The 24364-nt window shown below is 69.1% G+C and carries 16 protein-coding genes; 5 read left to right on the forward strand and 11 right to left on the reverse strand.

Features of this window, described 5'->3' with window-relative positions:
• Nucleotides 1-8: 8 nt before the first annotated feature.
• A complete protein-coding gene (locus tag QHF83_RS32500; RefSeq protein WP_282421891.1) occupies nt 9-1019 on the forward strand; it encodes a hypothetical protein in 1011 nt (336 codons plus the stop codon).
• Between the two features lie 494 nt (nt 1020-1513).
• The gene (locus QHF83_RS32505) at nt 1514-1990 is read left to right on the forward strand and encodes a hypothetical protein (RefSeq protein ID WP_282421892.1); all 477 of its coding nucleotides are present in this window, start codon (nt 1514-1516) and stop codon (nt 1988-1990) included.
• A 1-nt stretch (nt 1991) separates the two neighbouring features.
• Here the strand turns inward: QHF83_RS32505 and QHF83_RS32510 are convergent, their stop codons facing one another.
• The 5 genes from QHF83_RS32510 to QHF83_RS32530 all read right to left on the reverse strand — a co-directional run bounded on the left by QHF83_RS32510 (nt 1992) and on the right by QHF83_RS32530 (nt 12881).
• Nucleotides 1992-5828 carry a serine/threonine-protein kinase gene (locus QHF83_RS32510; RefSeq protein ID WP_282421893.1) on the reverse strand — a complete coding sequence of 1279 codons (3837 nt, stop codon included), beginning with the start codon at nt 5826-5828 and terminating at the stop codon, nt 1992-1994.
• A gap of 150 nt (nt 5829-5978) precedes the next feature.
• Nucleotides 5979-6809, reverse strand: a complete 831-nt coding sequence (locus tag QHF83_RS32515) for a hypothetical protein (protein WP_282421894.1) — start codon at nt 6807-6809, stop codon at nt 5979-5981.
• A 138-nt stretch (nt 6810-6947) separates the two neighbouring features.
• Entirely contained in the window at nt 6948-7784 is an 837-nt protein-coding gene (locus QHF83_RS32520; protein WP_282421895.1) for a hypothetical protein, read from the reverse strand.
• Between the two features lie 185 nt (nt 7785-7969).
• Nucleotides 7970-8809 carry a hypothetical protein gene (locus tag QHF83_RS32525; protein ID WP_282421896.1) on the reverse strand — a complete coding sequence of 280 codons (840 nt, stop codon included), beginning with the start codon at nt 8807-8809 and terminating at the stop codon, nt 7970-7972.
• A gap of 229 nt (nt 8810-9038) precedes the next feature.
• Nucleotides 9039-12881, reverse strand: a complete 3843-nt coding sequence (locus tag QHF83_RS32530) for a serine/threonine-protein kinase (RefSeq protein ID WP_282421897.1) — start codon at nt 12879-12881, stop codon at nt 9039-9041.
• 316 nt (nt 12882-13197) lie between these two features.
• Here QHF83_RS32530 and lon point away from each other — a divergent pair, with 316 nt between their 5' ends.
• The 3 genes from lon to QHF83_RS32545 all read left to right on the forward strand — a co-directional run bounded on the left by lon (nt 13198) and on the right by QHF83_RS32545 (nt 18080).
• Nucleotides 13198-15591: an endopeptidase La gene (gene lon / locus QHF83_RS32535; protein ID WP_282421898.1), complete on the forward strand. Its 2394-nt coding sequence runs from the start codon at nt 13198-13200 to the stop codon at nt 15589-15591.
• Between the two features lie 142 nt (nt 15592-15733).
• Entirely contained in the window at nt 15734-16627 is an 894-nt protein-coding gene (locus QHF83_RS32540; RefSeq protein WP_282421899.1) for a hypothetical protein, read from the forward strand.
• Between the two features lie 202 nt (nt 16628-16829).
• Nucleotides 16830-18080 (forward strand): MFS transporter, encoded by a 1251-nt coding sequence (locus QHF83_RS32545; RefSeq protein ID WP_282421900.1) that lies wholly within the window; start codon nt 16830-16832, stop codon nt 18078-18080.
• A 3-nt stretch (nt 18081-18083) separates the two neighbouring features.
• On the opposite strand, the gene QHF83_RS32550 is transcribed toward QHF83_RS32545, so the two are convergent.
• The 6 genes from QHF83_RS32550 to QHF83_RS32575 form a co-directional block, all read right to left on the reverse strand.
• Complete coding sequence (locus QHF83_RS32550) at nt 18084-19382, reverse strand: DUF418 domain-containing protein (RefSeq protein WP_282421901.1); 1299 nt, start codon at nt 19380-19382, stop codon at nt 18084-18086.
• A 165-nt stretch (nt 19383-19547) separates the two neighbouring features.
• Complete coding sequence (locus tag QHF83_RS32555) at nt 19548-20234, reverse strand: carbonic anhydrase (RefSeq protein ID WP_282421902.1); 687 nt, start codon at nt 20232-20234, stop codon at nt 19548-19550.
• Between the two features lie 67 nt (nt 20235-20301).
• Nucleotides 20302-21135 (reverse strand): NAD-dependent epimerase/dehydratase family protein, encoded by an 834-nt coding sequence (locus tag QHF83_RS32560; protein WP_282421903.1) that lies wholly within the window; start codon nt 21133-21135, stop codon nt 20302-20304.
• An 8-nt stretch (nt 21136-21143) separates the two neighbouring features.
• Nucleotides 21144-21746: a hypothetical protein gene (locus QHF83_RS32565; RefSeq protein WP_282421904.1), complete on the reverse strand. Its 603-nt coding sequence runs from the start codon at nt 21744-21746 to the stop codon at nt 21144-21146.
• Between the two features lie 55 nt (nt 21747-21801).
• On the reverse strand, nt 21802-23454 hold the full coding sequence (locus QHF83_RS32570) for an NAD(P)/FAD-dependent oxidoreductase (RefSeq protein WP_282421905.1): 1653 nt from the start codon (nt 23452-23454) through the stop codon (nt 21802-21804).
• A 167-nt stretch (nt 23455-23621) separates the two neighbouring features.
• Nucleotides 23622-23981, reverse strand: coding sequence for a hypothetical protein (locus QHF83_RS32575; protein ID WP_282421906.1), 360 nt, complete (start codon nt 23979-23981; stop codon nt 23622-23624).
• Between the last annotated feature and the right edge of the window lie 383 nt (nt 23982-24364).

Here is a 24364-nt window from a genome sequence, read left to right on the forward strand (position 1 = left end):
TCGCCTCCGTGCGCTCGAAGCACGATGGCAGCACCTACTCGCTCCTCCGCCGCCCCGCGGCCCCGGCCGCCGCCCGCGCCCGCGAACGGCTCGAGGCGCTGAAGCCCCACATCACGCCGGAGCTCGACGCCGTGCTGCGCTCGTTCCTCGCCGCCGTCGAGAAGGCTTGCGCTCCCCGCGGTCTCGGCAAGCTCCTCGACCGCCAGCGCGTGCTCGTCTTCAACACCCACCGCTTCGAGTCCACCCGGGCCGAGCTCATCGCTTGCATCGGCTGGTTCGACACGTTCGCCGCGAAGGGCTACTCCGCTCGCCTCGCCACGCGCGCCGAGTCGATCTTCGACCCCTGCGACGGCCTCGACTTCGACGAAGACGACCGGAAGCTCGACGTCGGCGACCCAGACGCGCTCTGCGGCTGGCCCTCCAGCGTGACGGACTGGGCGCCCCCCGTCGTTCCGAAGCCGCCCGAGCGTCACGAGAAGCTCCTCGCCGACGAGCGTGTGCACCGCCCCTTCCGCCGCGCGCGTACCTTCCACCGAGGCCTTCCGGTCGAAGTGGAGTGGAACGCCGCGCCCGGCGATCCCCTCGTCGGCCACCCCGCCTGGTCCACCGTCGAGAGCGTGATCTTCTCCGGCCCTGTCGCGCTGCTCCCGCCCGTGCGCCAGCTGCAGGCGACGCCCGCGCTCATCCGCGCCATCGACCGGCCGGTGCCCTACGTCTCCATCTGCATGAGCGACGACAAGGACCCCGCGGCCTGGGCGGCGCTCGAATCCACCGAGCGCTTCCCGAACCTCGTCGAGGTCCGCGTTGTCGCGCCCGCGACCGTCTGGCTCCCCGAAGCGGGGCAGCGGCTCATCGCGCGGAGGCCCTCGGTGCGGCTACACGCCGGCTCGCCCCTCGTGCCACTCCCTCCGCTCACGCCCCTCACGGCCGAGGAGCACGCCGCGCGCATCGCGCGATGGACGAATCCGCCGGAGGCCCGCTTCCTCGAGGGGCCTCGCTACGACAACGGATTCAGCTGACCGGTTCACGGGCTCGTTTCGATCGCCCGCCCCGCCACCGGGCCAACTATCCCCGACCCAAACCCCGACCCCCAAAGCCCACCGGCCCACCCCCGAAGAGCATCCACGCATCCGTGGAGCCCATCGCCCAGGGCCCCCACGCCACCGCAATACCCTCCAGCGGTCGGCGACGACCCTCCAAGGCTATCCCCACGGCCTCCAGGGCTCGCCCATGGCCCTGGAGCATGTCTCCCGGGTCCCCAGGCCCCTCGGCCGACCCTCCAAGGCTATCCCGATGCCCTCCAGGGCCATCCGCCGCCCCACCCGCCCAAGCCGCCCAGACGCGGAATCACGGGCCCTCCTCGCGACGGCTCCGAAAGCCCTCCCCAGGCATCTCGCCCGAGCCTCCGAGGATGCCGCCCTCGGCTTGGAAGGTCTGAACGTCCGCCAGCGTTGTGCGTTCATCTACCCCAAGCGGCCGAGCGCCGCAGGACAGAAAGAATAGGGAGGCGGTCATGGGCGATCCGAAGCACCCCGAGGTGGGCGATCTCATCATCGACGCGAGCGATATCAAGGTCACGGACATCACGCCGGAGCAGATTCAAAAGCTCACGAAGCTACGCGACGGATTCGAGGCCGCCGTCAAGAATGTCCTCGGCCTGAAGCCCGACGACGCCGACCGCGCAGGGCTCAACGAGAAAGACAAGGATCGGCTCGCCGCTGCTTTCGCGAGAGATCAGCGGCTCGGCGAGCTCCTGCCCGCCTCGCAGAAGCTCACGGAGCTGCTCCACGAGACGCGCCAGACGACGCGGCACGAGATCGCCACGATCCTCGCCGAGAACGCCGCCCAGGCCAAGCGCAGGGCAGACCGCGTGCAGAATGGGGCCGAGGTGCTCGGTCCTCTCGCGCCATTGATGGACTACCAGTATGGGCCGGCCAACAAGGCCGCAGCCACGAAAGAAAGAGCCAAGGAGCCAAAGCAAGAGGGCTGACTCAAGCCGCGCCGAGGCACCCGAGCTCGTCCCGCCTCCGCCGCAATCGCTCGCTCATCACATTCGGGATCCGCGACGCCGCCGCGATGGCCTTGTCGAGCTGGCGCATCGCCCGCTCGCGCTGGCCGAGGCGAGACGCATGCAGCGCCCGCGCCTCCAGGACCTCGATGTGCTCCTGCCCCACGCTCGCGCGGGCCGAGCGGGCTTCGAGCGCCTCCCACGCCGATTCGATGTCGAGAGAGCCGTCGGCTTCCCCCGTCGCGAGCTCGATCATCGCGCAAAGCACGTCCTCCGAGGGCGACATCTCGGCCGCGCCCCCGCGCAATGCCGAGGCAATGGCGCGCGCCGTCCGCGCATCGCCGCGAAGGAGGGCGATGCGCGCGTCGAGCAGGGCGAGCATGGCCGGACGCACGCAGCCGGCGCGCCGCGCCGCGACGGACAGCGCCGCGCGGATCATGGGCTCGGCGGCCTCGACGTCGTCCATCCAGTACAGGTGCTCGGCGAGGTTGTAATGACCCGCGAGCTCCATCGTCGGCTGGGCGAGCTCGCGTCCGAGCTCGCTCGTGCGCTCGAAATCCCGGATCATGCCCTCGCGATCGCCACGAATGGCCCGGACCATCGCGCGGGTGTTCCACGCGGCGCCGAGGTGCAAAAGGTCGCCGCGCTCCTCGCAGCGGCGAATGACCTCGTCGAGCAATGCCGCGGCCTCGTCCACCCGGCCGAGCAAGGGCAGGAGGTAGGTGAGGAGGAGATGCGCGATCATATAGGTCTCGTATCCCTCGTCGCCGAGGCGGCTCGCGAGCTCGGCCGCGCGCGAGAGCTCCTCCGCGGCCTCCTCCTCGCGCTCGGCCCGTAATGCCGAGCGGCCGACGCCGAGCAAGAGGCGCGCTTCGAGGAGCGGCGAGCGCGAAGGGAGGGCCTGATCCTCGAGACGCGCGGCGAGCACGCGGCGCTCGGCCTCGCGATATTCGCCCATCCAGTCGAGCACCATGGCCTCGTCGAGGTAAAGCTCCACGATGAGCGACGCCTCCCCGCGCCGCGCCGCGCCCTCGCGCGCCCGCGCGAGCTCGGTGAGCGCGTCGTGAAAACGGCCGAGGCGAAAACGCGAGAGGCCGCGGCCGCGCTGCGCGCGCGTCGGAAGCTCGCCCCAGAGCGCCTCGGCCTTGCCATAACATCGCTCGGCGTCGAGGTCGTCCTTGCGAGCCGCCGATTGCTCGGCCGAGGCCAGGTAAAACGAGGCCGCCCGCGCCGAGGCGCCGCCGCGCTCGAAATGCTCCGCCAGGACGAGCGCGTCGGCCTCGCCCTTTTCCTCCAGCCATTCGGCCGCGAGGTGATGGCCGAGCGCGCGATCCTCGTCCGTGAGCATTGCATACGCGCCCTCGCGCCAGAGCGCCTGCCGGAACGCATACTGGGGTTCGCCGGGAATGCGGCTCTCGCGCTGGCGCGTGACGATTTCGTGCGAGACGAGGGCCGCGAGGTCACGCGCGACGGATTCGTCGTCGGCGCCCGCGAGGCGCGCGACCGCGTCACGCCAGAAGACCTCGCCGAGGATGCTCGCGGCGCGCAAGGTGCGGCGCGCGCTCGGCTCCAGTCGTTCGAGGCGTGATTGCACCATGGCCACGACCGTCCCGGGCGGGATGCCACCGCGCCCCTCGGCCTCGGCGCGAATGAGCTCTTCCAGGAAAAACGGGTGCCCCTCGGAGGACGCGACGAGGCGCTCTTCGAGCCCGGAGCGAAGCTCGCCGAGCGCGTGGCGGACGAGGCGCACGCACGCCCGCGGCGAGAGCGTCCTCAGGCGGACGTCCTGCCGGCCGCGGCTCGACCAGAGGCCGGGGAAGAGCTCGTCGATCTCGGGGCGCGCCGAGGCGAGGAGGAAGATCGGCTCGAACGCGAGGCCCTCGAGCGCGGCGTCGAGCGCGAGCAGCGAGGCGCGGTCGCCCCAGTGCACATCTTCGAGGAGGAGGACCAAGGGTTTGTCCGCGCACTCGGCGCGCAAGAAATCGCGCAGGGCGCGCTGCATTTGCTCGCCGCAGAGCTCGGGGTCCTGCCGCGCGGCGCGGAGCGGCAAGTCGTCGTCGTCGGGGAAAGGCACGCCCGCGAGCTCGCCGAGGAAGCTCGCGACGCGGCGGCGATCCCGCTCGGGGACGCGGCGCGCGACGCGGGCGTAGAGCAGCTCGCGGCGGCGCGCGAGGGGCTCGCCGCCGCGGATGCCCGAGGCGCCGCGCAGGACCTCGGCGAGCAGGCCGAAGCTCGAAGCGACGCGCAAGGGGTCGCCGCGGCCGAACCAGATCTCGGCGGGCGCGGCCGCGGCCCGCTGGCGCTCGACGAACTCGTGGAGCAGGCGCGATTTGCCGATGCCCGCGGGGCCGGAGACGACGACGACGCGCGCGGCCGGCTCGTTCTTGCAAGCGCCGAAGGTGAGGTCGAAGAGGCCGAGCTCGTGCTCACGGCCGACACAAGGCGTGGCCTTGCCGAGCAGGGGCCGCGAGACCTCGAAGCTCGCGCGCTCGCCGAGGAGCGCGAAGCCGCCGCCTTCGAGGGTCGCGACGTCGAAGCGCGCGTCGAGCAGGCCCGCCGTGGTCTCGTCGAGGGCGATGCGGGCCTCGCCGCCCCGCGCGTGGAGGAGCCGCGCGGCGCGGTCGATGGCCTCGCCGACGGGCACGCCACGCGCGCGCTCGCCGAAGCCCGCGGCGACGGCCATGGCGGCCCCGGGCGCGCGCTCCCAGAGGGCGAGCGCGCAGCGGGCGACGTGGGCCGCGACGTCGGTAGGCACGCGCGTCCGATCGATCACCACGGCCGCGGTGCCGTCCGCGAAGACCTCGAGGTGGCCGCCGAAGCGCTCGGCGATCGCGCCGAGGTCGTCGGTGGGCGACTTGCAGGCCAGCGTGGTCGTCGGGCCGAACGTGCAGCGCGCGGCGTCGCGGCGGCCGCGGAGCACGACGCCGAGGAACCTCCGCTCGCCCTCGCCGAGCGTCGATCGGGGCGCGGAGGAGCGTGGGGCCTCCGAGCTCGGGGGCTCGAGCTCCTGCTCGGCGGAGAGCGCGAGCGCCACGGCGGCGCCGTCTTGCGGCCTGCCGAGCGGGTCCTTGGCGAGCATGCGGGCGACGAGGCCGTCGAGCCACGAGGGCACGGTGGGCGCGCGCTCGCCGAGGCGCGGCGCGTCCTCGAAGATGATCTTCGCGAGGACGGCGATCGTGTGATCGGCGCGGAAAGGCGTCGCGCCGGTGATGCACTCGAACATCAGGCATCCGAGCGAGAAGACGTCGGCGCTCGCCTTCACGATGCTGCCGCTGCGGACCTGCTCGGGCGCCATGTAGCTCGGCGTGCCAATGACGGTGCCGGTCTGCGTGATGCGCGAGGCCTCGCCGCAATGCGCGATGCCGAAGTCGAGGATACGTGGCTCGGCGACGGATCCGTTCACGAGGAAGACGTTCTGCGGCTTGAGATCGCGGTGCACGACGCCGGCGTCGTGCGCGACGGAGAGGGCCTCGGCGAGGCGCTGGCCGAGCGTGACGGTCTCGCGGAGCGAGAGCGGCCCGCGGGCGAGCCTGCGCCCGAGGTCCTCCCCTTCGAGCCATTCCATCACGAGCAGCGGGCTCGACGCCGAGGACGTGTCGTAGGCGACGTAGCGGACGATACCGGGGTGCGAGAGGCGCTCCAGGATCTGCGCCTCGCGGCGGAAGCGCGAGAGGCTCTCGGGAGAAACGGCGACGAGGATCTTCGCGGCGACGACGTGACCGGTCACGAGGTCGGTGGCGCGAAAGATTTCGCCCATGCCCCCTGCATTGACACGCGCCTCGACGCGGAAGCGCCCACCGAGCACTTCTCCCGGCCGCACGAGGGGAAGCGTAACCCTAGGATTTCCGGCGTCCAGGGACCATCGGAAAGGAAACGACAATCGATATCCGACCGGGTCGAATGTAATGGCGTGGAGCCCGCCTGGAACGGAGGAAGGCGTGGGAAGGAAGACTGCACTTTCGGGGTGGTATCAGGGCAATCCAGTGGTAAGTACGAACTTCGTGGTCGTCGAGCTCTGGCCGGGCCTTTCGGTGCAGGACGGATAATATTGACCCGCGCCGTTCAAGGTCTGGCACACCGAGGAGCAGGGGCCGACGATGTCGATCATCCCGCACTCCTCGACGCCTCCGCCGGCGACGAGGTGCCCCACGGCGCAATCGCGCTTCCAGGCGCGGGAGTTCGATACCGTATTGCTGTTGTAGCAGGCGTGAAGGAACGGCGTGGGCGCCCAGAGGTTGCCCCAGAACGCGCCCTCGACGTCCGGATACGCGGCGAGCTCGGGGCAGTTGGTGAGCGTCTTCAAGGGCTCGGTGAGCGAGCGCATCGAAATGGCGACGGGCACCTCGTAATAATTGACGCGGGCCGCCAGGCAGGCGCTCACCATGTACTGACCTTGTGTATTCAGCGGCCCCGTGGCCCAGCCGGGCGCGACGCCGAGCTCGCCCCAATACGTCTCGTCGTGGACCACGTCCGACGCGTCGGTCCAGGCGAAGGAAAAACGCTGCGAGGTGGTGAAGGCGCAGCCGACCGCATACTTGAGGAACATGCGGGCGAGCGCGCCATTGGATCCCGGGGCCTCGATCGCCGCGAGGGCCCTCGGGTCGAGGGTATTCAGCGCGATCCCGTTCAGGGCGATCCCGTTCAGCGCGAGCGAATTGAGCGCGAGCGCGTTCGAGGACAGGTGGTTTCCCTGCACCAGCGCGACCTCCGCCTCCGCGACGTCATCGGAAGTCTCGTCGATGTAAGCGGTGCAACCAAAAGTGAGGAGCAAGAACGCCAGCAACCACGACCAAGCTCGCATGTGCACCTCCAGGGAACGGAATTCTCCCCGGGGCGGTTCGTCCGCGGGGGTAACCGGCTCCGATGAGCTCTGGCTATGGTGCGTTGCGCGGTTCGGTCGTGCGCCGTGGGCGGGGAGGTGTCCCGGTCGAAACGGGGATCAGGGCAGCGAGGTCGTGACCACGAGCTTCGTATTGGCGTTTCCGGCGGAGTAAGGTTTTTCCACGCAGAAGGGGTAATACTGGCCGCCGCCATTCAAAGACGCACATACGGTGCTGCACGGGCCGACGACGTCGATCATGCCGCACTCCTCGATCGTGCCGTCGTCGCGCACATGGCCCGTGGCGCAGTCCCGGCGCCACGCCCGGGAGTTCGCGACGGTCGCGCTGTTGTAGCAGGCATGGATGGCCGGTGACGCGCCCCAGAGGTTGCCCCAGAACGCGCCCTCGACATGCGGAAAATCGAGGAGCTCCTGGGAGCCGGAGAGGAGCCGGAGCGAATACTCCATCGACCGGAGCGAGAGCAGCACCGGAACCTCGTAATAATTGACGCGGGCGGCCACGCAGGCGCTCACCATGCGCTGGCCATTGAGGTCGAGCGGCCCCGTGGCCCAGGTCGGAGCGACGCCGAGCTCGCCCGGATAGGTCTCGTGGTGCGAGACGTTCGTCGCGTCGGTCCAGCTGAACGAAAAGCTCTGCGAGGTGGTGAGGGCGCAACCGACGGCGTACCGGACGAACGCGCGGGCCCGCGCGCCCCGGTCCGTCGGATCCTGGATCGCCGCGAGCGACTGCGGGTCCAGCGTGTTGAGGGCGATCCCGTTCAGGGCGATCCCGTTCAGCGCCAGCGAATTGAGCGCGAGCGCGTTCGACGACAGTTTGTTGCCGTCCACGAGCGCGCCTTCGATTTCAAGGGTATCTTCGGAGGGATCGAGGCCGTTTTCCGCGCAGCCCAAGAAGAAAAAACCTGACAATCCCAAGGTGCAAAGCCCGATACGCATACATTCCTCCTCATTGTGGACGTCCGTCAGCGCGTGAACGACACACGGAAAAACACGCGTGGGTCGGATCGCCGACGGGTTCGTGCTTGGATGAGGTAGGAGCGCAACGCGTTGCGCGGCCGAGCATCGCGCCGGTCGCGCGGAGGAGGGCGTGTGCGGGACGGACCCGGTGGGAATGGGCCCGTTCAGGGCAGCGCGGTCGTGATGATGTGCTCGGTCATGGTGGGATCCTGCCCCGGGTGAACGATGCACGAGGGGTACGCGCCCGTCTCGTCGTTCACCGGCTCGCAGACGTCGCTGCACGGACCCACGATATCGATGATGCCGCACTCCTCGACGGAGTTGTCGGGGTTCAGGTGGCCCGCGGCGCAGTCACGGGAATGGGCGCGGGAGTTCGCGATCGTCTCGGCGTTGTAACAGGCGTGGATGTAGGGCGAGTCGCCCCAGAGGTTGCCCCAGAACGCGCCCTCGATGTTCGGGTAGTTCGTGAGCTCGGCCGGGTCGACGACCTTCAATGGGGCCTCGGGAGCCCGCATCGAGATCGTCACGTGCGTGCCGTAGTAGTTCGTGAGCCCGGCCAGGCAGGCGCTCACCATGCGCTGGCCCGTCAGGTCGAGCGGGCCCGAGTGCCAATACGGCGCGAGCCCGAGGACGCCAGGGTAGCTCTCGGGATGCTCGACGCCCTGCGCGTCGGTCCAGGCAAACGCGAACGTCTGGCCCGCCTCGAGCGCGCAGCTCACGGCGTACTTGACGAACTCACGGGCGAGGTCGCCGTTCGCCCCGGGATCCCGGATCGCCGAGAATGAACTCGGGTCGAGCGCATTCAGGTTGAGCGCATTCAAGTTGAGCGCGTTCAAGTTGAGCGCGTTCAGGTTGAGCGCATTCAAGTTGAGCGCATTGTTCTTGATGAACGCGCTCTCCGCTTCGCCGACCGCCTCCTCCCCCTCCGGACCCACGTCCGCGATGCACCCTCCAAGAGCCGCCGCCAAAACCACGAGCTGAGCCCCTCGACCGAGAACACGCATGATTGACCTCCGCTCCTGCAGAAAAAAACCAACGGAGCCGAATGACGCAGAGTTTCCGGACATTCCATTATGTCTAGATGCATTCCAAGAACGAAGCAAGCAGAAAAATGGCACGAACCACTGCGCCGAAATTGCTCAACATGCGCAAGCGCCGCGCGGCGCCAAATAAGAAGGGTGCGTCGGCGCACGATCGCGACGCATTGCATACAGTAAAAACCTGATGCGGCCCTTACGAAACGAAAGGTCGCTCGCCGTCACTCTTCGCCGCAGCGAGTTCACGCCGGAGCCGCGGCGTCATCACGGTCGCGACCCGCGAGGCCACGTCGAGCGCAGCCTCGAGCCGCCGCACAGCATCGACACGCCGGCCCCGGCGCAGCGCCGTGAGCGCCCGCGCTTCGAGGACCTCGATGCGCTCCTGTCCCACCGAGCACCGCGCCGAACGCTCTTCGAGCTCGTCCCAGCGCTCGGCCGACGCGTCGGTCGTGGCAAGCTCGACCATGCAGCAGAGGACTTCCTCGGAAGGCGCCAGAATGTCGGCCCCCTGGGCCCGCGCCTCGGCCTGCTCCTTCCGAACAGCCGCGACGATCGCCGCCGCGCCCGCCTCGTCGCCGCGGTACACGGCGACACGGGCCTCGAGCAACTGGACAATCGCCGGGTGCGCCCCGATGTTCGGCCGCCGGAACAAGGCCGCGGCCGACCGAATGTATGGCTCGGCGGCCGGAAGCTCGTCCATTAGGTAAAGATATTCACCGAGGTTGTAATACCCAACGAGCTCGATCGCCGTCTGCCCGATCTCCCGCCCGATCGCGATGGTTTGCTCGTAATCGGCGATGAGGCCGGCCCGATCGCCGCGGCAAGCCCGGACGAGGCCTCGGTTGGCGAGCGCAGCGCCGAGGTGGAGGAGGTCGGCGCGGACCTCGCAGCCATGAATGACCTCGTCGAGCACCGCGGCCGCCTCGTCGAGCCGACCGAGGCCCGGCAGGATGAACCCGAGCAAGAGGAGCGCGATCGTCCGCGTCTCGTAGCCCTCTTCCCCGAGCTTTGCCGCTCTCTCCGCCGCCGCGAGGAGGTCCCGCGCCGCTTCTTCCTTGCGGTCGGCGCGATGCGAGGAGCGCCCGAGCCCGAGCAAGAGGCGCGCGTCGACGAGCGGCGAGGTGTCCTCGACGTAACGCGCCTTCGCGACGAGGACCAGCTCCTCGGCGCGCTTCACGTCGCCCATCCAGTCGAAGACGATGGCCTCGTCGAGCAAGAGCTCGACCTGCAAGAGGAGATCCCCCGCCGCCTCGGCCTGGGCCCGCGCGGCCGCGAGCTCGGTGACGGCGTCCTCGTGCTGGCCACGCCGGAACCGCGCGAGGCCACGCGTGCGCCGCGCGACCGCGGGCAAACCCGAGAGCAGCTCGTCGGCGCGGGCGAAGTAACGCTCGGCATCCTGGTAATTGCGCCGCGCGCTCGCCTGTTCGGCGCTGCGGATGTACATGGTGCCCGCCCGATCGAGCAGGCCGCCGCGCTCGAAGTGGTTCGCGAGGATCAATGGATCGGTCTCGCCCGCCCGCTCGAGCCATTCGCCGGCGAGCCTATGGCCGAGCTCCCGATCGTCGTCCGTGAGCAGCGCATACGCGCCCTCGCGCAGGAGCGCGTGGCGGAAGGCGTACTCCTCGTCCCTGGGAAAACGGCTCTCGCGATGCTTGAGGCAAATCTCGCCGGAGACGAGCGCGGCGAGCGAATCGCAGCCCGGGCCGCCCTCGCCGACCATGTGCACGACGGCGCCGCGCCAGAAGACCTCGCCGAGGATGCTCGCCGCGCGCAAAGCCCGACGCGCGCGAGGCTCGAGCCGCTCGAGGCGCGTCTGCACCATGGCCACGATCGTCTCGGGCAAGGATTCGCCGAGCGAGCCCTCGGACGCGGCCCGGACGAGCTCTTCCAGGAAAAACGGGTGCCCCTCGGAGAGGGCCACGAGCCGCTCGATGAGAGGCGTGGCCACCGCGTCGCCGAGCACCTTGCGCGCGAGCCGGGCGCTCGCCTTCACGGAGAGGGGCTTCAGCCGGATCTCCTGGCGGCCACACTCGACCCAGAGCTGCGGAAAGACTTGCTCGACCTCGGGGCGCGCGGTCGCCATGAGGAAGATGGGTTCGTCCGCGAGCTCGCGCAGCGCCGCTTCGAGCGCGGAGACGGAGGCGCGATCGCCCCAGTGCACGTCCTCGACGACGATGAGCGCGGGCCCCTCGGCGCAAAGAGCGCGCAGGAAATCACGAAATGCGCGTCGTATCTGCTCGCCGCAGAGCTCCGGATCCTGGCGCGCGGCGCGGAGCGGGAGGCTGTCCTCGTCGGGGAAAGGGATGCCCGAGAGCTCGCCGAGGAACTCGGTCACGCGGCGCAGGTCGCGCTCGGGGACGTGCCGCGCGACGAACGCGGCGAGGCGATCACGCCGCACCTCGATGGGCTCGCCGCCCTTCACCTCGGCCGCGCGCCAGAGCACGTCGGCGAGCAGGCCGAACGTGGAGCCAGCCCGCTGCAAATCCCCACGGCCCCACAGGATCTCGACGGGCGCGGCCGCGCGCTTGCGACGCTCGATGAACTCGTGCACGAGGCGCGATTTGCCGATGCCAGCGGATCCCGTGACCACCACGGCGAGCGCCGCGGGTTCGCTCTCGGCGGTCGCGAAGCTCTGTTCGAGCAAGGCGAGCTCGTGCTCACGCCCCACGCACGGTGTGAGCTTGCCGAGCAGCGGGCGGAAGGCCTCGGCCGAGACGCGCTCGCCCCTGAGCTCGCAGCCGCCGGGCGCGAGCTCGACGAAATCGAAGCGGCTGTCGAGCAGGCCCGCGGTGGTCTCGTCGATCGCGACGCGCGGCCCGGGGACGGGTCCCTCCATGTGCAGGAGCCAGAGCGCCCGCTCGATCGCCTCGCCGACCGGCAGGCCACGACCGAGCTCGCACCAGCCGGTGGTCACGGCGATGGGTACCCCCGGAAAAAACTCGCGCAGCGCGAGCGCGCACCGGGCGACCTGCGCGGCGATGTCCGTGGGCACGCTCGTGTGGTCGAGGATCACGACGGCCGTGCCGTCGGCGAGCAGCTCGAGGTGCGCGCCGAACCGCGTGACCACCGAGCGCATCGTGTCGGGCGTGGAGACCGCGAGCGTCTTGGAGGTCGAGGTGATGGGCGGCGCGGACGCGGGCGGGCCGAGCAGCACGACGCCGAGGAAGCGCCGCTCGCGCTTGCCGAGCGACCGCGGCGGCACGTCGTCGAGGCCGTCGTCGTCGATCATCTCGGCTTCGAGGGCGCGGGCGAGCGCGGTGCCGTCGCGCGGCCGCCGCGTGGGCTCCTTCGAGAGCATGCGCGCGACGAGCTCGTCGAGCCACGGGGGCACGGCGACGCCGAGCTCGAGGAGCCGCGGCGCCTCCTCGAAGATGACCTTCGCGAGCACCGCGACGAAGTGATCCCCCTGGAACGGCGGCCGGCCCGAGAGGCACTCGAAGAGCAGACATCCGAGGGAGAACACGTCGGCCGAGGCGTCGACCACGCCGCCGCTGCGCGCCTGCTCGGGCGCGATGTAGCTCGGCGTGCCCATCATCGTGCCGGTCGCGGTGATGCGGGCGCTGCCGCCGAAAAACGCGATGCCGAAATCGAGGATCTTCGGCGCGTCGATTCGACCACCAACGAGGAAGACATTGCCGGGCTTGAGGTCGCGGTGGACGATGCCCTGCGCGTGCGCGGCGCCGAGCGCCTCGGCCACGCGCGTCGCGAGCGTGATCGTCTCGGGGACCGTGAGGTGCGTGCGCGCGAGCCTTTGCGCGAGATCCTCGCCCTCGAGCCACTCCATCACCAGGAATGGCTGCCCGTCCGGCATCACGTCGTACGCCACGTAGCGGACGATGCCGGGGTGCGAGAGCCGCGCGAGGGCCCGGCCTTCCCGCTCGAAGCGCGCCACGGTCTCGGGCGACGTGTCGTTCAGGAACTTCGCGGCCACGACCTCGCCCGTGGAGCGATCGAAGGCGCGATAGACCTGCCCCATGCCGCCGCCCCCGACCTGGGCGTCGATGCGGAATCTCTGCGCGACGACCTGCCCGACTCTCATCCCGAAGGCGGTTTACGAAGAGCGTGGTCCGACGACGTCGAGGTCCCGTTTGCCCGCACCGTTACCAGCATACGCGTCGCCGGGGCGCGGATCATCTTCTCTACGCGGTCATGACGAACGTCACGCGCGTGGCGGCCCTGGGCGGAAGGGCCCCCACGAGCCTCCCGTACCGTCCCGTCACCCTTTCGCACGTCCGCACGTCCCCCCGTTGACGGAGCAGTGAACGGATTTATGGTTCGTTCACGCCTCGCGCCACCGGACCGGCGACGCCGACCGTGGCGAGGCGCTCTTTCCTGAAGTCCCAAGGAGTCCCACGATGACGACCCTCCGCGACGGGGCCCGCGCGCCCTCTTCTCCATTTCCGGTGCTTCCGCTCCGCAACGGGGTGCTCTTTCCCGGCGCGGTGATCGCTCTGCCCATCGGCCGCGAGCGTTCGGTAGCGCTCGTCCGCACGCTGAGCAAGGGGGACGTGATCGGCGTCCTCACCCAGAAAGACCGCAACCTCGGGGATCCGGCCGAGTCGGATCTCTATCGCCTCGGGACGTTCGCCCGGGTGGTGGAGACGGGCAGGCTGCCGAGCGGGGACATGAAGCTCGTCATCGAGGGCGTGGGCCGCATGCACCTCGGTCGAATCGTGCGTCGGGATCCGTTCTGGCTCGCGGAAGGCGAGGTCGCCGCGGAGACGAGCGAATCGAGCGAGGAGGCCAAGCTCTTCGCCCGCGCGCTCTTCGATCAGGTGCGCGAGCTCGGCCGCGGAATCGAGAATTCGATCGAGCCGTCGCTCGCCGAGGAGGATCCGGGCCTGTTCGCGGATCGGGTCTCGGCGCTGCTCGGGCTCACGTCGGACAAGGACATGCGGGTGCTCGAAGCGCTCGACGTGGTCGAGCGGCTGCGTATCGTCGCGGGCTTCGTCATCGAGCAGAAATCGCTCTCCGAGGTGAAGCGCAAGATCGAGCAGGACGTGCGGCGCGAGATCGGCAATCACCAGCGCGAGGCGATCCTGCGCGAGCAGCTCCGGGCCATCAAGAAAGAGCTCGGCGAGGAGGGCTCGGACGACGAGACGGGCAAGCTGCGCGAGCGGCTGGAGAAAGCGAATCTGCCCGAGGAAGCGCGCGCCGTCGCCGATCGCGAGCTCAAGCGGCTCGAAGCGCTCTCGCCGCAGCAGGCCGAATACAACGTGATCCGGACGTACCTCGACTGGATCGCGGAGCTGCCGTGGACCGAGCGCGCCGATGCGAAAGACGATATCGACGCGGTCGGCAAGAAGCTCGACGAGGACCATTACGGTCTCGGCGACGTGAAGCGCCGGATCCTGGAGCACATCGCGGTGCTGAAATTGATGGGCACGGCGAAGGGCAGCATTCTCTGCCTCGCGGGTCCGCCCGGGGTCGGCAAGACCTCGATCGGGCAATCGATCGCGGACGCGACGGGCCGGCCGTTCGTGCGAATCGCGCTCGGCGGCGTGCGCGACGAGGCGGAGATCCGCGGGCACCGGCGCACGTACGTGGCGGCGCTCCCGGGCCGGATCATCCACGGGATGAAGAAGGCGAAGGTGAAGAACCCGGTCGTCCTGCTCGACGAGATCGACAAACTCGCGGTGGGCTGGGCGGGCAATCCCGAGGCGGCGCTGCTCGAGGTCTTGGATCCGGAGCAAAACAAGACGTTCCAGGACCATTACCTGGAGCTGCCGTTCGACCTGTCCGAGGCGCTCTTCGTCTGCACGGCGAACGACCTCGGCACGCTGTCGGCGCCGCTCCGCGACCGATTGGAGATCATCGAGGTCCCCGGATACACGCCGGACGAGAAGGCGCAGATCGCGCGCCGGCATCTGATCCCGAAGCAGCTCGCGGCGCACGGGATCCCCGAGGGCACGTTGACGATCACGGACGACGCGCTCCGGGCCATCGTGCGCGATTACACGCGGGAGGCGGGCGTTCGTCAGCTCGAACGGGAAATCAAGAAGCTTTGCCGCGCGCTTTCTCTGGAGGTGGCGCGGGCGAAGGACGAAAAACCGAACCTGCACGTGGAGGAGAGCGATCTCGGAAAATACCTCGGCAAGGTGAAGTTTTTCGCGGAGGTGGCGGAGCGGACGGCGTCGGCGGGCGTGGCGACGGGCATGGCATGGACGCCGGTGGGCGGCGACATTCTGTTCATCGAGACGAGCCGGATGCCGGGCCGAGGTCGCGTGGAAATCACGGGGCAGCTCGGCGACGTGATGAAGGAATCGGCGAAGGCGGCGCTCTCGTACGTGAAGAGCCACGCGGCGGAGCTCGGCGTGGATGCGTCGAAGCTCGAAGAGGAGGACCTGCACATCCACGTGCCCGCGGGCGCCGTGCCCAAGGACGGGCCGAGCGCGGGCGTGACGATGTTCACAGCGCTGACGTCGCTGCTCTCGTCGCGGCGGGTGCGCAGCGATACGGCGATGACCGGCGAATGCACGCTGCGCGGGCGCGTGCTCCCCGTCGGCGGGATCAAAGCGAAGGTGATGGCCGCGCATCGGGCCGGCATCAAGCGGGTGATCCTGCCGCAAAAGAACGCGCGCGACGTCGAGGAGGTGCCGGAGGAGGTGCGTAGCTCGCTGACGTTCGTGTTCGCCGAGGACATGAGCCAGGTGATCCACGCAGCGCTGGAAGATCGGCCGGCCGACGAAGAGACCGTCCCGCTCGGCAGCGACGCGGAGACGTCCGGCGAAGTTCGCGCGGTTCATTGAGGATCGACGAGGATCGACGCGCCGCAGCAGGTGTAGGCGGATATCTGCCAAAATGCAGGCAGGCGGCGCGTCGATACTTCTCCAGCCATTCCATATGTGCTACGTTCCCCCGCCGCATCGGCTTTCGCGCGGAGGAATGGCAATGACCTTATCGTATTTCGGGCGCACGCTCGCGGGTCTGTTTCTCACGGGCACGCTCGGTCTTTTGGGTTGCAAAGGAGCGGTCGTGATCGGGGGCGGCGAGGACGGCCAGCCTGGCCCGGGTGGTCCGGGTGATCCCGGCGGCGTCGTGAGCCCGCCCCCCGTCTGCGGCGCGGAGCTGCACCTCATCGGCATCTACGAGTCGCACGGCAATCACGGCGGCGACGTGCACCCGCCCGGCGCCGCGTCGGTGCACGTCGAGCGGCAATCGAGCTCGATCCTGGTCCTCTCGTCGTACGAGCCGGTGCACTGGACCGTCACCGCGGCCGAAGGCGTCACGCTCGAAAAGGTGATCCTGAACGGCTATCACGCTCAAACGGCCGACGTGCCCGCGGGCGTGGCGGTCGAGACCCATGACGGCCCGGACGGCTCGCTCGGCGCATATGCCTATGCATGGCCGCACGCCGAGGGCGGCAGCGATACGCAGGCGCTCGTCGCGGCGGTCGAGGATCTGACGGGGCGCGCGCTGACCTCGTTCCACGGCTGCTATCAGGCCACGCATTTCACGCTGCACGACGACCTCCAGGCCGACTCGACGTGTGCCGTCGAGCAGGGCTACACGCAGACGAGCCACGTGGCCGAGAGCGTGCTCGAATGCGACGACGAGCCGGAGGGAGCGGATCCGTGCGCGGGCAACGACGGCGTCGGGTCTTATACGTTCCGATTCTGCTCCGAGGATCAAGGCGGCGGGGGGTTCATGCCCGACGTCTCCTGCCAGGATGCGCTCCAGAAATGCCTGCTCAATCCGGACCCGCAGATCAGCAAGATCTGTCGTTTCAACGGCGAGGTCATCCACAAGACCGAGCTCGTGCCCGGCGCCTGCGACGGGTATTGATTTCGATACCACCGATTGACGCCCGCCGGGCTCGCCCGCTCGCGGCTCGCGCGCGGGCTCTTCGTGTCAACACAAAAAGCGCGGCTCGCTGGATCGAGCTCCGGCAGGCGGGCTTTCATGCTGCGACGCGGCGGCCGATGAGAAAAATCGTTCGCAGCAGAGGCACATAGCCCACGCGCGGTCGCCATGGTAGAGGCCGTGCGTGAGTCCTGTCACCCCCCAGCTCCGCCGTCTCTATGCGACCACGTTACCGTTCGGGATTGCGTGCGGCATCTCGATCGGGCTCACGGCGGTGCACCTGAACCGGCTGGGGTACTCGAAGGATTCGATCGGCTTTCTGGCCCTCTTCTTCGGCGGGGGGCTCGTGGCCTTCGCGCTCCCGGTCGGGGCGATCATTCGCCGGTTTTCGGCCGAACGAGTCCTAGCCGCGTCGCTCCTCGGGTACGCGGGCTGCCTCGCCGCCTTCCCGTTCGCGAAGACCTTCGCCCAGGTCGCGGCCGTGCGCTTCGTCGACGGCCTGTTCACGATCGGCATATGGGTCAGCTCCGAGACGGTGCTGCTCGCGCAAGCCCGGAAGGAGCACAAGGCGTACCTCACGACCCTTTATGCGATATGGCTCGCGAGCGGATACGTGGCCGGTCCGCTCATGGCGACGGGCATGGATCGGTTCGTTCCTGCGACCGTCTCGTTCGGCGTGGCCGCCCTGTTCGCGCTCGGCGCCGGCCTTTACGTGGCCCTGAAGATGCCGCCGGCGCCGCCGGTCGAGGGCGCGAGCGCGGATGAGGAGACGGAGGGCGAAAAGGGCTCGGAGCTCTCGGCCGCCACGATCCTGTGGCGCATCAAGACCTCGTGCTTCGCCTCGTTCTCGTACGGCTACTTTCAGGCGGCCGTGGTGATTTTCCTGCCGCTTTACCTCATCGAGTCGAAGGGGATTCCCGAGAACCGCACGATCGTGCTGCCGGGGCTGTTTTGCCTCGGCATGATGATCTTCTCGAACGTGGCGGGCCGGGTCGCGGACCGCGTGGGGCACCTGCGCGCGGTCCGCGTGCTCTCGTTCATCGGGCTCTGCTGCGTGGCGGGCTTCATCTACGCCGACAACTATTGGCTCATGCTCGCCATCGTCTTCGGGACGGGCGGGTCGTTCGCGTCGATGTCGCCGGTCGCGCTCGCGCTCACGGGCGTCATCGTCGAGCCGCGCGATTACAGCCGGGCAAACTCGATTTACAACATGTTCTACGCGGCGGGCATCCTCTCGGGCCCGCTCGTCGCGAGCCAGATTTTCCAGCGCCTCGGCGGGGTCGCGATGCTCTACCACCACGTGGCGATGTGGGCCGCGTTCGTGCTGTTCACCGTGATCTTCATGTACGACGATCCGGCGGCGCGGCGGCGGCGGGACCCAAAAGACGCAGGCGACCCTGACCCGACGGAGCTGCCGGGCGGCGCTGCGGGTTGATCGTCACGAAGCCGGGGCTCGGACGTCGACGAGCTCGGGCGCGGGGACCTGCGCGAGCCGCATCGGCGGCAGCTTGCCGTACGTCGCGGCGCGCCACAGCCATTCGAGCGGGCCATAGCGGAAACGCGCGAGCCAGAATCGGCTCCAGACGACCTGCACGGCGAAGATCGCCACCGCGATCCCGGTCCCGAGGAGCGGGCCGACTTTGCCGTACCAGCCGAATCCGTAACTATAAAAGAGCGTGGTCGCGATAAGGCTCTGCGTCAGGTAATTCGTGAGCGGCATGCGCCCCGGGCTCGCGAGCACGAGGAGCACGCGCTTGCCGCGGTCGGTCTGGAGCAGGAGCGCGATCGCTGCGATGTAAGCGATGCAGAGCAGGGGCCGGTTCACCCGGAAGAGCAGGTCGGCGGCGAAGCCGTACCAGGTCCAGCCTTCCGGCGGGGGCATGGGTCGGAACGCGAAGAGCAGAGAAAAACCCACCGACGCGGCGATTCCGAGGCTCAGCGAGATCCAGAGGACCTTGCGAATCCGCGGGAGGTTGCTCGCGACGTCCTCGAGCAGCCGCTTTTTGCCCGCGTAGAGCCCGAGGAGCATCGTGACGAACACCGAGAGATACCACCAGATCATACCGTGGCCGAGCCGGATCATGGCGTACGCATCCGCGAAAATCGCGAGCCGCGCCCCGATTTGTTCGAGATACGTCCCCGTCGAGTAGATCCGCATGTGCTCATGCGCCATGGCGACCCAGAAGGATAGCGGATGCGGGGGCGCTTCTTGCAGAAGGAGCCCGATCATGCTGCGCACGGTCGGCGCGAGGAACGCGATCGCGATGAGCCCGAAGACGAGCCGATCGGAGGCGCGGCGCAAGGCGAGCAAGAAGAGCCCGAGGACCGCATACGTGTGCAGCACGTCCCCGTTCCAGAGGAAGATCGCGTGCGCGGCGCCCACGAGGAAAAGCACGGCGACACGTCGCAGGTAGAGAGGCGTGAGGCGCGCGCCGCTCGCCTCGGCGCGCTGCATCTGGACAGTCAGCCCGAGGCCGAACAGGAACGAGAAAATCGAGTTGGCCTTGCCCGCGAACACGATCGACGTGACGGTCTCGGCCACCCGGTCGTACAAGCGCGGGAAGTAGTGTTCGTCGAGCGCGCTGATGCCGTCGGGCACGCTGAAGCCCGGCATGTTCATCACGATGATGCCGAGCAGGGCGAACCCGCGAAGGACGTCGAGGAGCGGGTTGCGTTCCTCCGGGGCGACGGGTGTGAGCGGGGGGGCGCCCTCCGTCTCGCTTTGTTCCTCTGCCATGGTGGGGACCTCCACCGATGTAGAGTCACTCCGCCTTGCTTTGTTCCTCTGCCATGGTGGGGACCTCCACCGATGTAGAGTCACTCCGGGCGCGATGTGAACGAAAAAGCGCACTCGGGCCTCCTTCTCCGGGTTGATCCCGGCGTGAGGCCCTCGGACTGGCCGTCAGCTATGCTGAAACGCGGATTGGCCGGCCAGCACGCGCTCGGCCTCGGTCTCGTCGAGCAGGATGTAGCCGCCGCGCTCTCTGTCGTAGACGTGCACGTCGCCCGTCGCGACGTCGAACCACCAGCCGTGCAGCGTGATCGCGCCCTCGTCCACGAGCTTGCGGACGTTCGCATAGCTCGCGATGTGCTCGAGCTGCTGGAGGACGTTGGCCTGGGAGAGGCGGTCGACGGCCGGCAGGTCGTCCTTGATGAAGGGCGAGCGCACGAGGCGCGCAAAGGCAGATTCACCGTGCGCGAGCCAGGCCCGGAGGTTCGGCAAGGCGCTGTAGTTCTCGCGGCCGTTGAGGATGGCCTCGATGGCGCCGCAGCGAGAATGGCCACAGACGACGATGTGCCTGATCTTGAGCTTGGCCAGGCTGAACTCGATGGCCGAAGCCTCGGAGACGTCGCCCACGGAGATGCCGGACTCAGTGGCCGGCGCGACCAGGTTGCCGACGCTCCGAACCACGAAGAGGTCCCCCGGGTCGGTGGAGACCATCAGGTTCGGGACCACACGGCTGTCGGCGCAAGCAAAGAAGAGGACGTCGGGCTTCTGCCCCCGCTCCGCGAGCTGCTTGAAGAGCGGAGCCAGGCCGGGGAGCTTGTTCTTGCGAAAGTCGATGAGGCCGCGGATCAACTTTTCCATGACCGCGGAAGATAGACCAGACGTAATTGGTGAGCCAACGAAATAGTTGGCAACGCAAACTAATTTCTTACGAGGTCGATGGGTCGGCCTCCGCGGCAAGGCAGGCGACGAACCCCTCGCGGTACGTCGGGTAATCGAGGGAAACCCTTAGCTCTCGTCGAATCTTCCCGGCGTCGACGCGGCGGTCGTTCCGGAGGGTCGGGGGAAGGTGATCCCTCGAGACCTCGATGGGTCGCGGGACGCCGAGCCGCGCGCAGAGCCAGTCGATGACCTCGGACTGAGGGACGGGCGCGTCGTCGGCGACCACGAAGACCTCGCCTTTCGGGGCGCGCGCGAGCGCGGCGAGGGCGAGGCGCGCGAGGTCCTCCACGTGGATGCGGCTGATGACGGCGTGGCCGCCTTCGGCGATCTTGTGTTCGCCTCGCGCGAGCCGGACGTGGAGGCCCCGACCCGGGCCATAAATGGCCGCCGCGCGGAGGACGATCCCGCCGGCCGCGCGCACGAGGGTCTCGGCCCGGAGGCGAGCGGCGGCGCGAGGTTCACGGGGATCCACCGGGGTCTCCTCGTCGATCCGGCCCGCGGCGCTGCCATAGACGCCGGTCGAGGAGAGGTAGACCGCGGACGCGGCGCGGGAGAGCAGGGGCAAGAGGGCGGTGTCGGTCGCGTCGTCGGGCGGGTAGGTGACGAGGACGCGCGTGTCCTCGCGGAGGAGCGGCAAGACGAGAACTTCGTCGAGGCGGGGCACGAGGCGGACGTCGACGCCGAGCTCGGACAAGGCGGCGGCACGCTCGGGGGAGCGGGTCGTGCCCACGACACGGATGCCCGCGGCGAGGGCCTGCCTCGCGGCGTACGTTCCCGTAAAACCACAGCCGAGGATGACGAGTGTTTCCGAGGCGTCCACGATCGCTCCTACCGCAGGAAAAATGCGCCGAGAAGGGCCTGCGCCACGAATCCGACGAGCGCGGCGAGGAGGGCCGCGCGCGTGCGGAGATGGTGCGCCCGTGACAAACCCATCGTGCCGAGCGCGAGGCAGCCGGCCGCGGCGAGCGGCGCGTAATATCGCATGGCCTTTCCGATGGCCGAAAAGCCGAACGCGAAGTACACGGCGATATCGGGGACGATGAAGAGGAGCGTCATCGGCACGGCATAGGCCACGCCGAACACGGCGAGCGACGCGCTGAGCCGGCTCCCCTCCCCGCCCGGCGCGGAGGCGCGGCGCGCGATGGCATGCGTGATGCCGCCGCCGACGCGCCAGAGGACGAGGTAAAGCGGCACGGCGAGGATGGCCTGGACGAGGTAATGCCGATCCCGTCCGAGTCCGGGCAGGCCAAACCGCGGCGCATGGCCCGAAAGGAAGAGGAGAAGGGAAAAGGCCCCGTGCATGGCGCCGAGCACGAGCATCGCCGCCCGCCCTTCCCGCGCGTCCGCGCGCGCCGCGACGCCGGCCATGGCGGCGCGGGGGCCGCGGAGGACGTCGAGGAAGAGCGACCAGGTAGGGCGGGAATCGGGCATCGGCGCCCATTCGATAGCGGAAAGGGTGGGCGCGGGAAAGGAGGTTTTTCGTCGTTCAGGAAGCGAGGGCGTCGTCGGTGTCGTCGTCGTGCGTCGCGGCGGGCGCGTGCGCGCGGGTCCTGGAGACGGGCGCGAGCTCGGCGGCCGGGATGATCTGGAGCGAGCCGTCGGGCGGGGCGAGGAGGTCTGCGATGTGGCGGACGCCGAGGATGTCGCGGGCCGCGAAGAGGCCGGAGGTGGCCGCGCCCGCGACGCCATGGCTGAGCGTGCTCGCGCCGACGCTGTAAAGGCCGGGGACGCTGGAGCGAATGGGGAAGGAAAAGGGGCCGAGCTGGAGGGGGCTCTTCGCCGTGCCATAACTCGAGCCGCGGTAGGTCTCGCAATAAAAATCGTTCGTGAGGGGCGTGCCCACGGAGCGGAAGGTGAGGTTTTTCCCGAGCCCGGGGATCACGCGCTCGGCCGCGGCGATCAGGGCGTCGCCGAGGCGCTCCTTGAGGTCGCGATATTCCTCGGGGCGCGCCGCGGCGGTGCCGGCCCAGCGTTCGAAGGGTTCGTACGGGACGAACGTGAAGAGCTCCAGGGTATGGTGGCCCTTCGGCGCGTGGCCAGGGTCCTTCAGGGTGGTGACGGTGAGGAAGAGGCCCTCGACGATTCCGTGGGGGAGCGCGTGGAGGGCGCGCTCGTAGACGCCGTTCACGTCGAGGGTGCGATAACACCAGTAATTGCCCGAATCGAGGCCCATCGCGGGCAGGTCGAGGTCGGTGGCGCAGAAGACGCTGAGGATGCCGACGGAGTATTCCATGCGGCCGGTCTTGCGGCGCTCGCGCTCGCCGTGCGGCGGTTCGAGGAGCTTGCCGAAGGTGATCGCGGGGTCGGCATTGGAGACGACGGCGCGGGAGGCGATACGCTCGCCCGAGTCGAGCTCGACGCCGGCCGCGCGGCCGGATTCGACGAGGATGCGGCGGACCCGGGCGCGAAGGCGGATCTCGCCGCCGCGCTTGCGGAGGGCCTTGATCATGGCCATCGGAATGCGCTTGGCGCCGCCACGAGGGTAATACCCGCCGTCGTAGTAATGGTTGATCATGCGGGCGTGGAGGGGGAGCGAGACGCGCGACGGGGGCAGACCATGGTTGCCCGATTGCGCGGCGAGGATGCCGCGGAGGAGCGGGTCGCGGATGGTGGCGTCGAGGAGGGCGCGCTGGGTGCGCAGGCCCCACGTGAAGAGGTCTTTCGAGCGGAACGGGAGCGCGAGGGCGCCGAGCGGGGAGACGAGGAGCTCCTCGCAGCGGAGGGTACCTTCGACAATGCGGCCGATGATATCAAAGTATCGCGCGAGCCCCTTGCGCTCGTGGGGGAAGCGGGAGACGAGGCGCTCGAAGTAGCGATCGAAGCCGCGCGGGACGTCGAATCGCTCGCCGCCGAGGAGGAAATGGTCGAAGCCGTCCGGCGCGAGCTCGTGAAACGTGAGGTCCGAGCCGAGGCCGAGGCCTTCGTAGAGCGCGCGGGCGGACTGGCCGGGGCCGAGCTCGCCGATGTAATGGACGCCGGGGCTGAAGCGATACCCTTCGAGCGCGAAGCTGTGCGTCCAGCCGCCCGGCAAGTAATGCTGTTCGAGGACGAGGACCCGCTGTCCCGCGCGCGCGAGCGCAAGCGCAGCCGTGAGCCCCCCCGAGCCCGACCCAACGACGATCGTGTCCCAGCGCTCCATCGGAAGATCCTCCTCGATCTTGGTTCTGATGTCGGAGGGGGAGGCGGCGTTGCGGGGGCGCGAGAAATTCGTAGCTACACATCGCGCGGGGACGTGGCGACGCGGGGTGACCGGGGCGTTCTTTCCTGGCCTTCGCCTTCAGGGGCGGCATGGCTGGAAGTCGGGGATCAACGCGCAATGACGAACGGAGACCACGAAGATCCCCGGTCCTCGGTCGAAGCGACATATCGGCCGGGCGCGACGCCTGCGCCATAGTCGTCGTCGAGCCGGAGGACGAGATCGAAATGATCCGGCGATCGCGCAATCAGCGACTCCACCGTTGCCATGTAGTAGACCTTGCGGAGGGTCGCACGGCGCGCCCAGGTGCGGCCGGAATCGGTCGAAGCAACGATGACCAGGTCCCAGCCCGGCGACTCGATTTGACTGTCCAGGACGCCGATGACCTCGCGGGAAGCCTCGCCGGCCCGCGCGACGGCCTCCCAACCCATTTGCTCGTCGTCAGGGCCGTCGAGCACGACCGTCTGCACAGGACGTCCGGCGCTCTCGATCGCGACGGCAGGAAAGCTGTGCAGCGGGTCGGGGCGGACATCGAAGAAGGCGAGGCGGCCCGTTTCCGGCGGCGGGAGCGGGAGACGAAAGCGGACCTCATCGGCCGGGACCTCGGGCGATGCTCGTGTCGCGGGCTCGATCCCCGACCCGCGGGAGCGCGGGGGAGCGCTGGCCGGGGGGGTGATTGCGCAGGAGAAGACACCCGCGAGCAGCAGCAGAGCGGAAGCGGCGCGCATGCGAGGTGGGTAGCTGCTCTCGTGAGCCGTGGCAAGGCGCGAGAATTGCGCTCCCCGATCTCTCGTGGTAGCGCCTTTCCTCATGGCTCGACCTGCCCTGCCATTCACCGTCGTGCTGTGCGCAT

The organism is Polyangium sp. 15x6, from assembly GCF_029960785.1.
Lineage (GTDB): Bacteria > Myxococcota_A > Polyangia > Polyangiales > Polyangiaceae > Polyangium.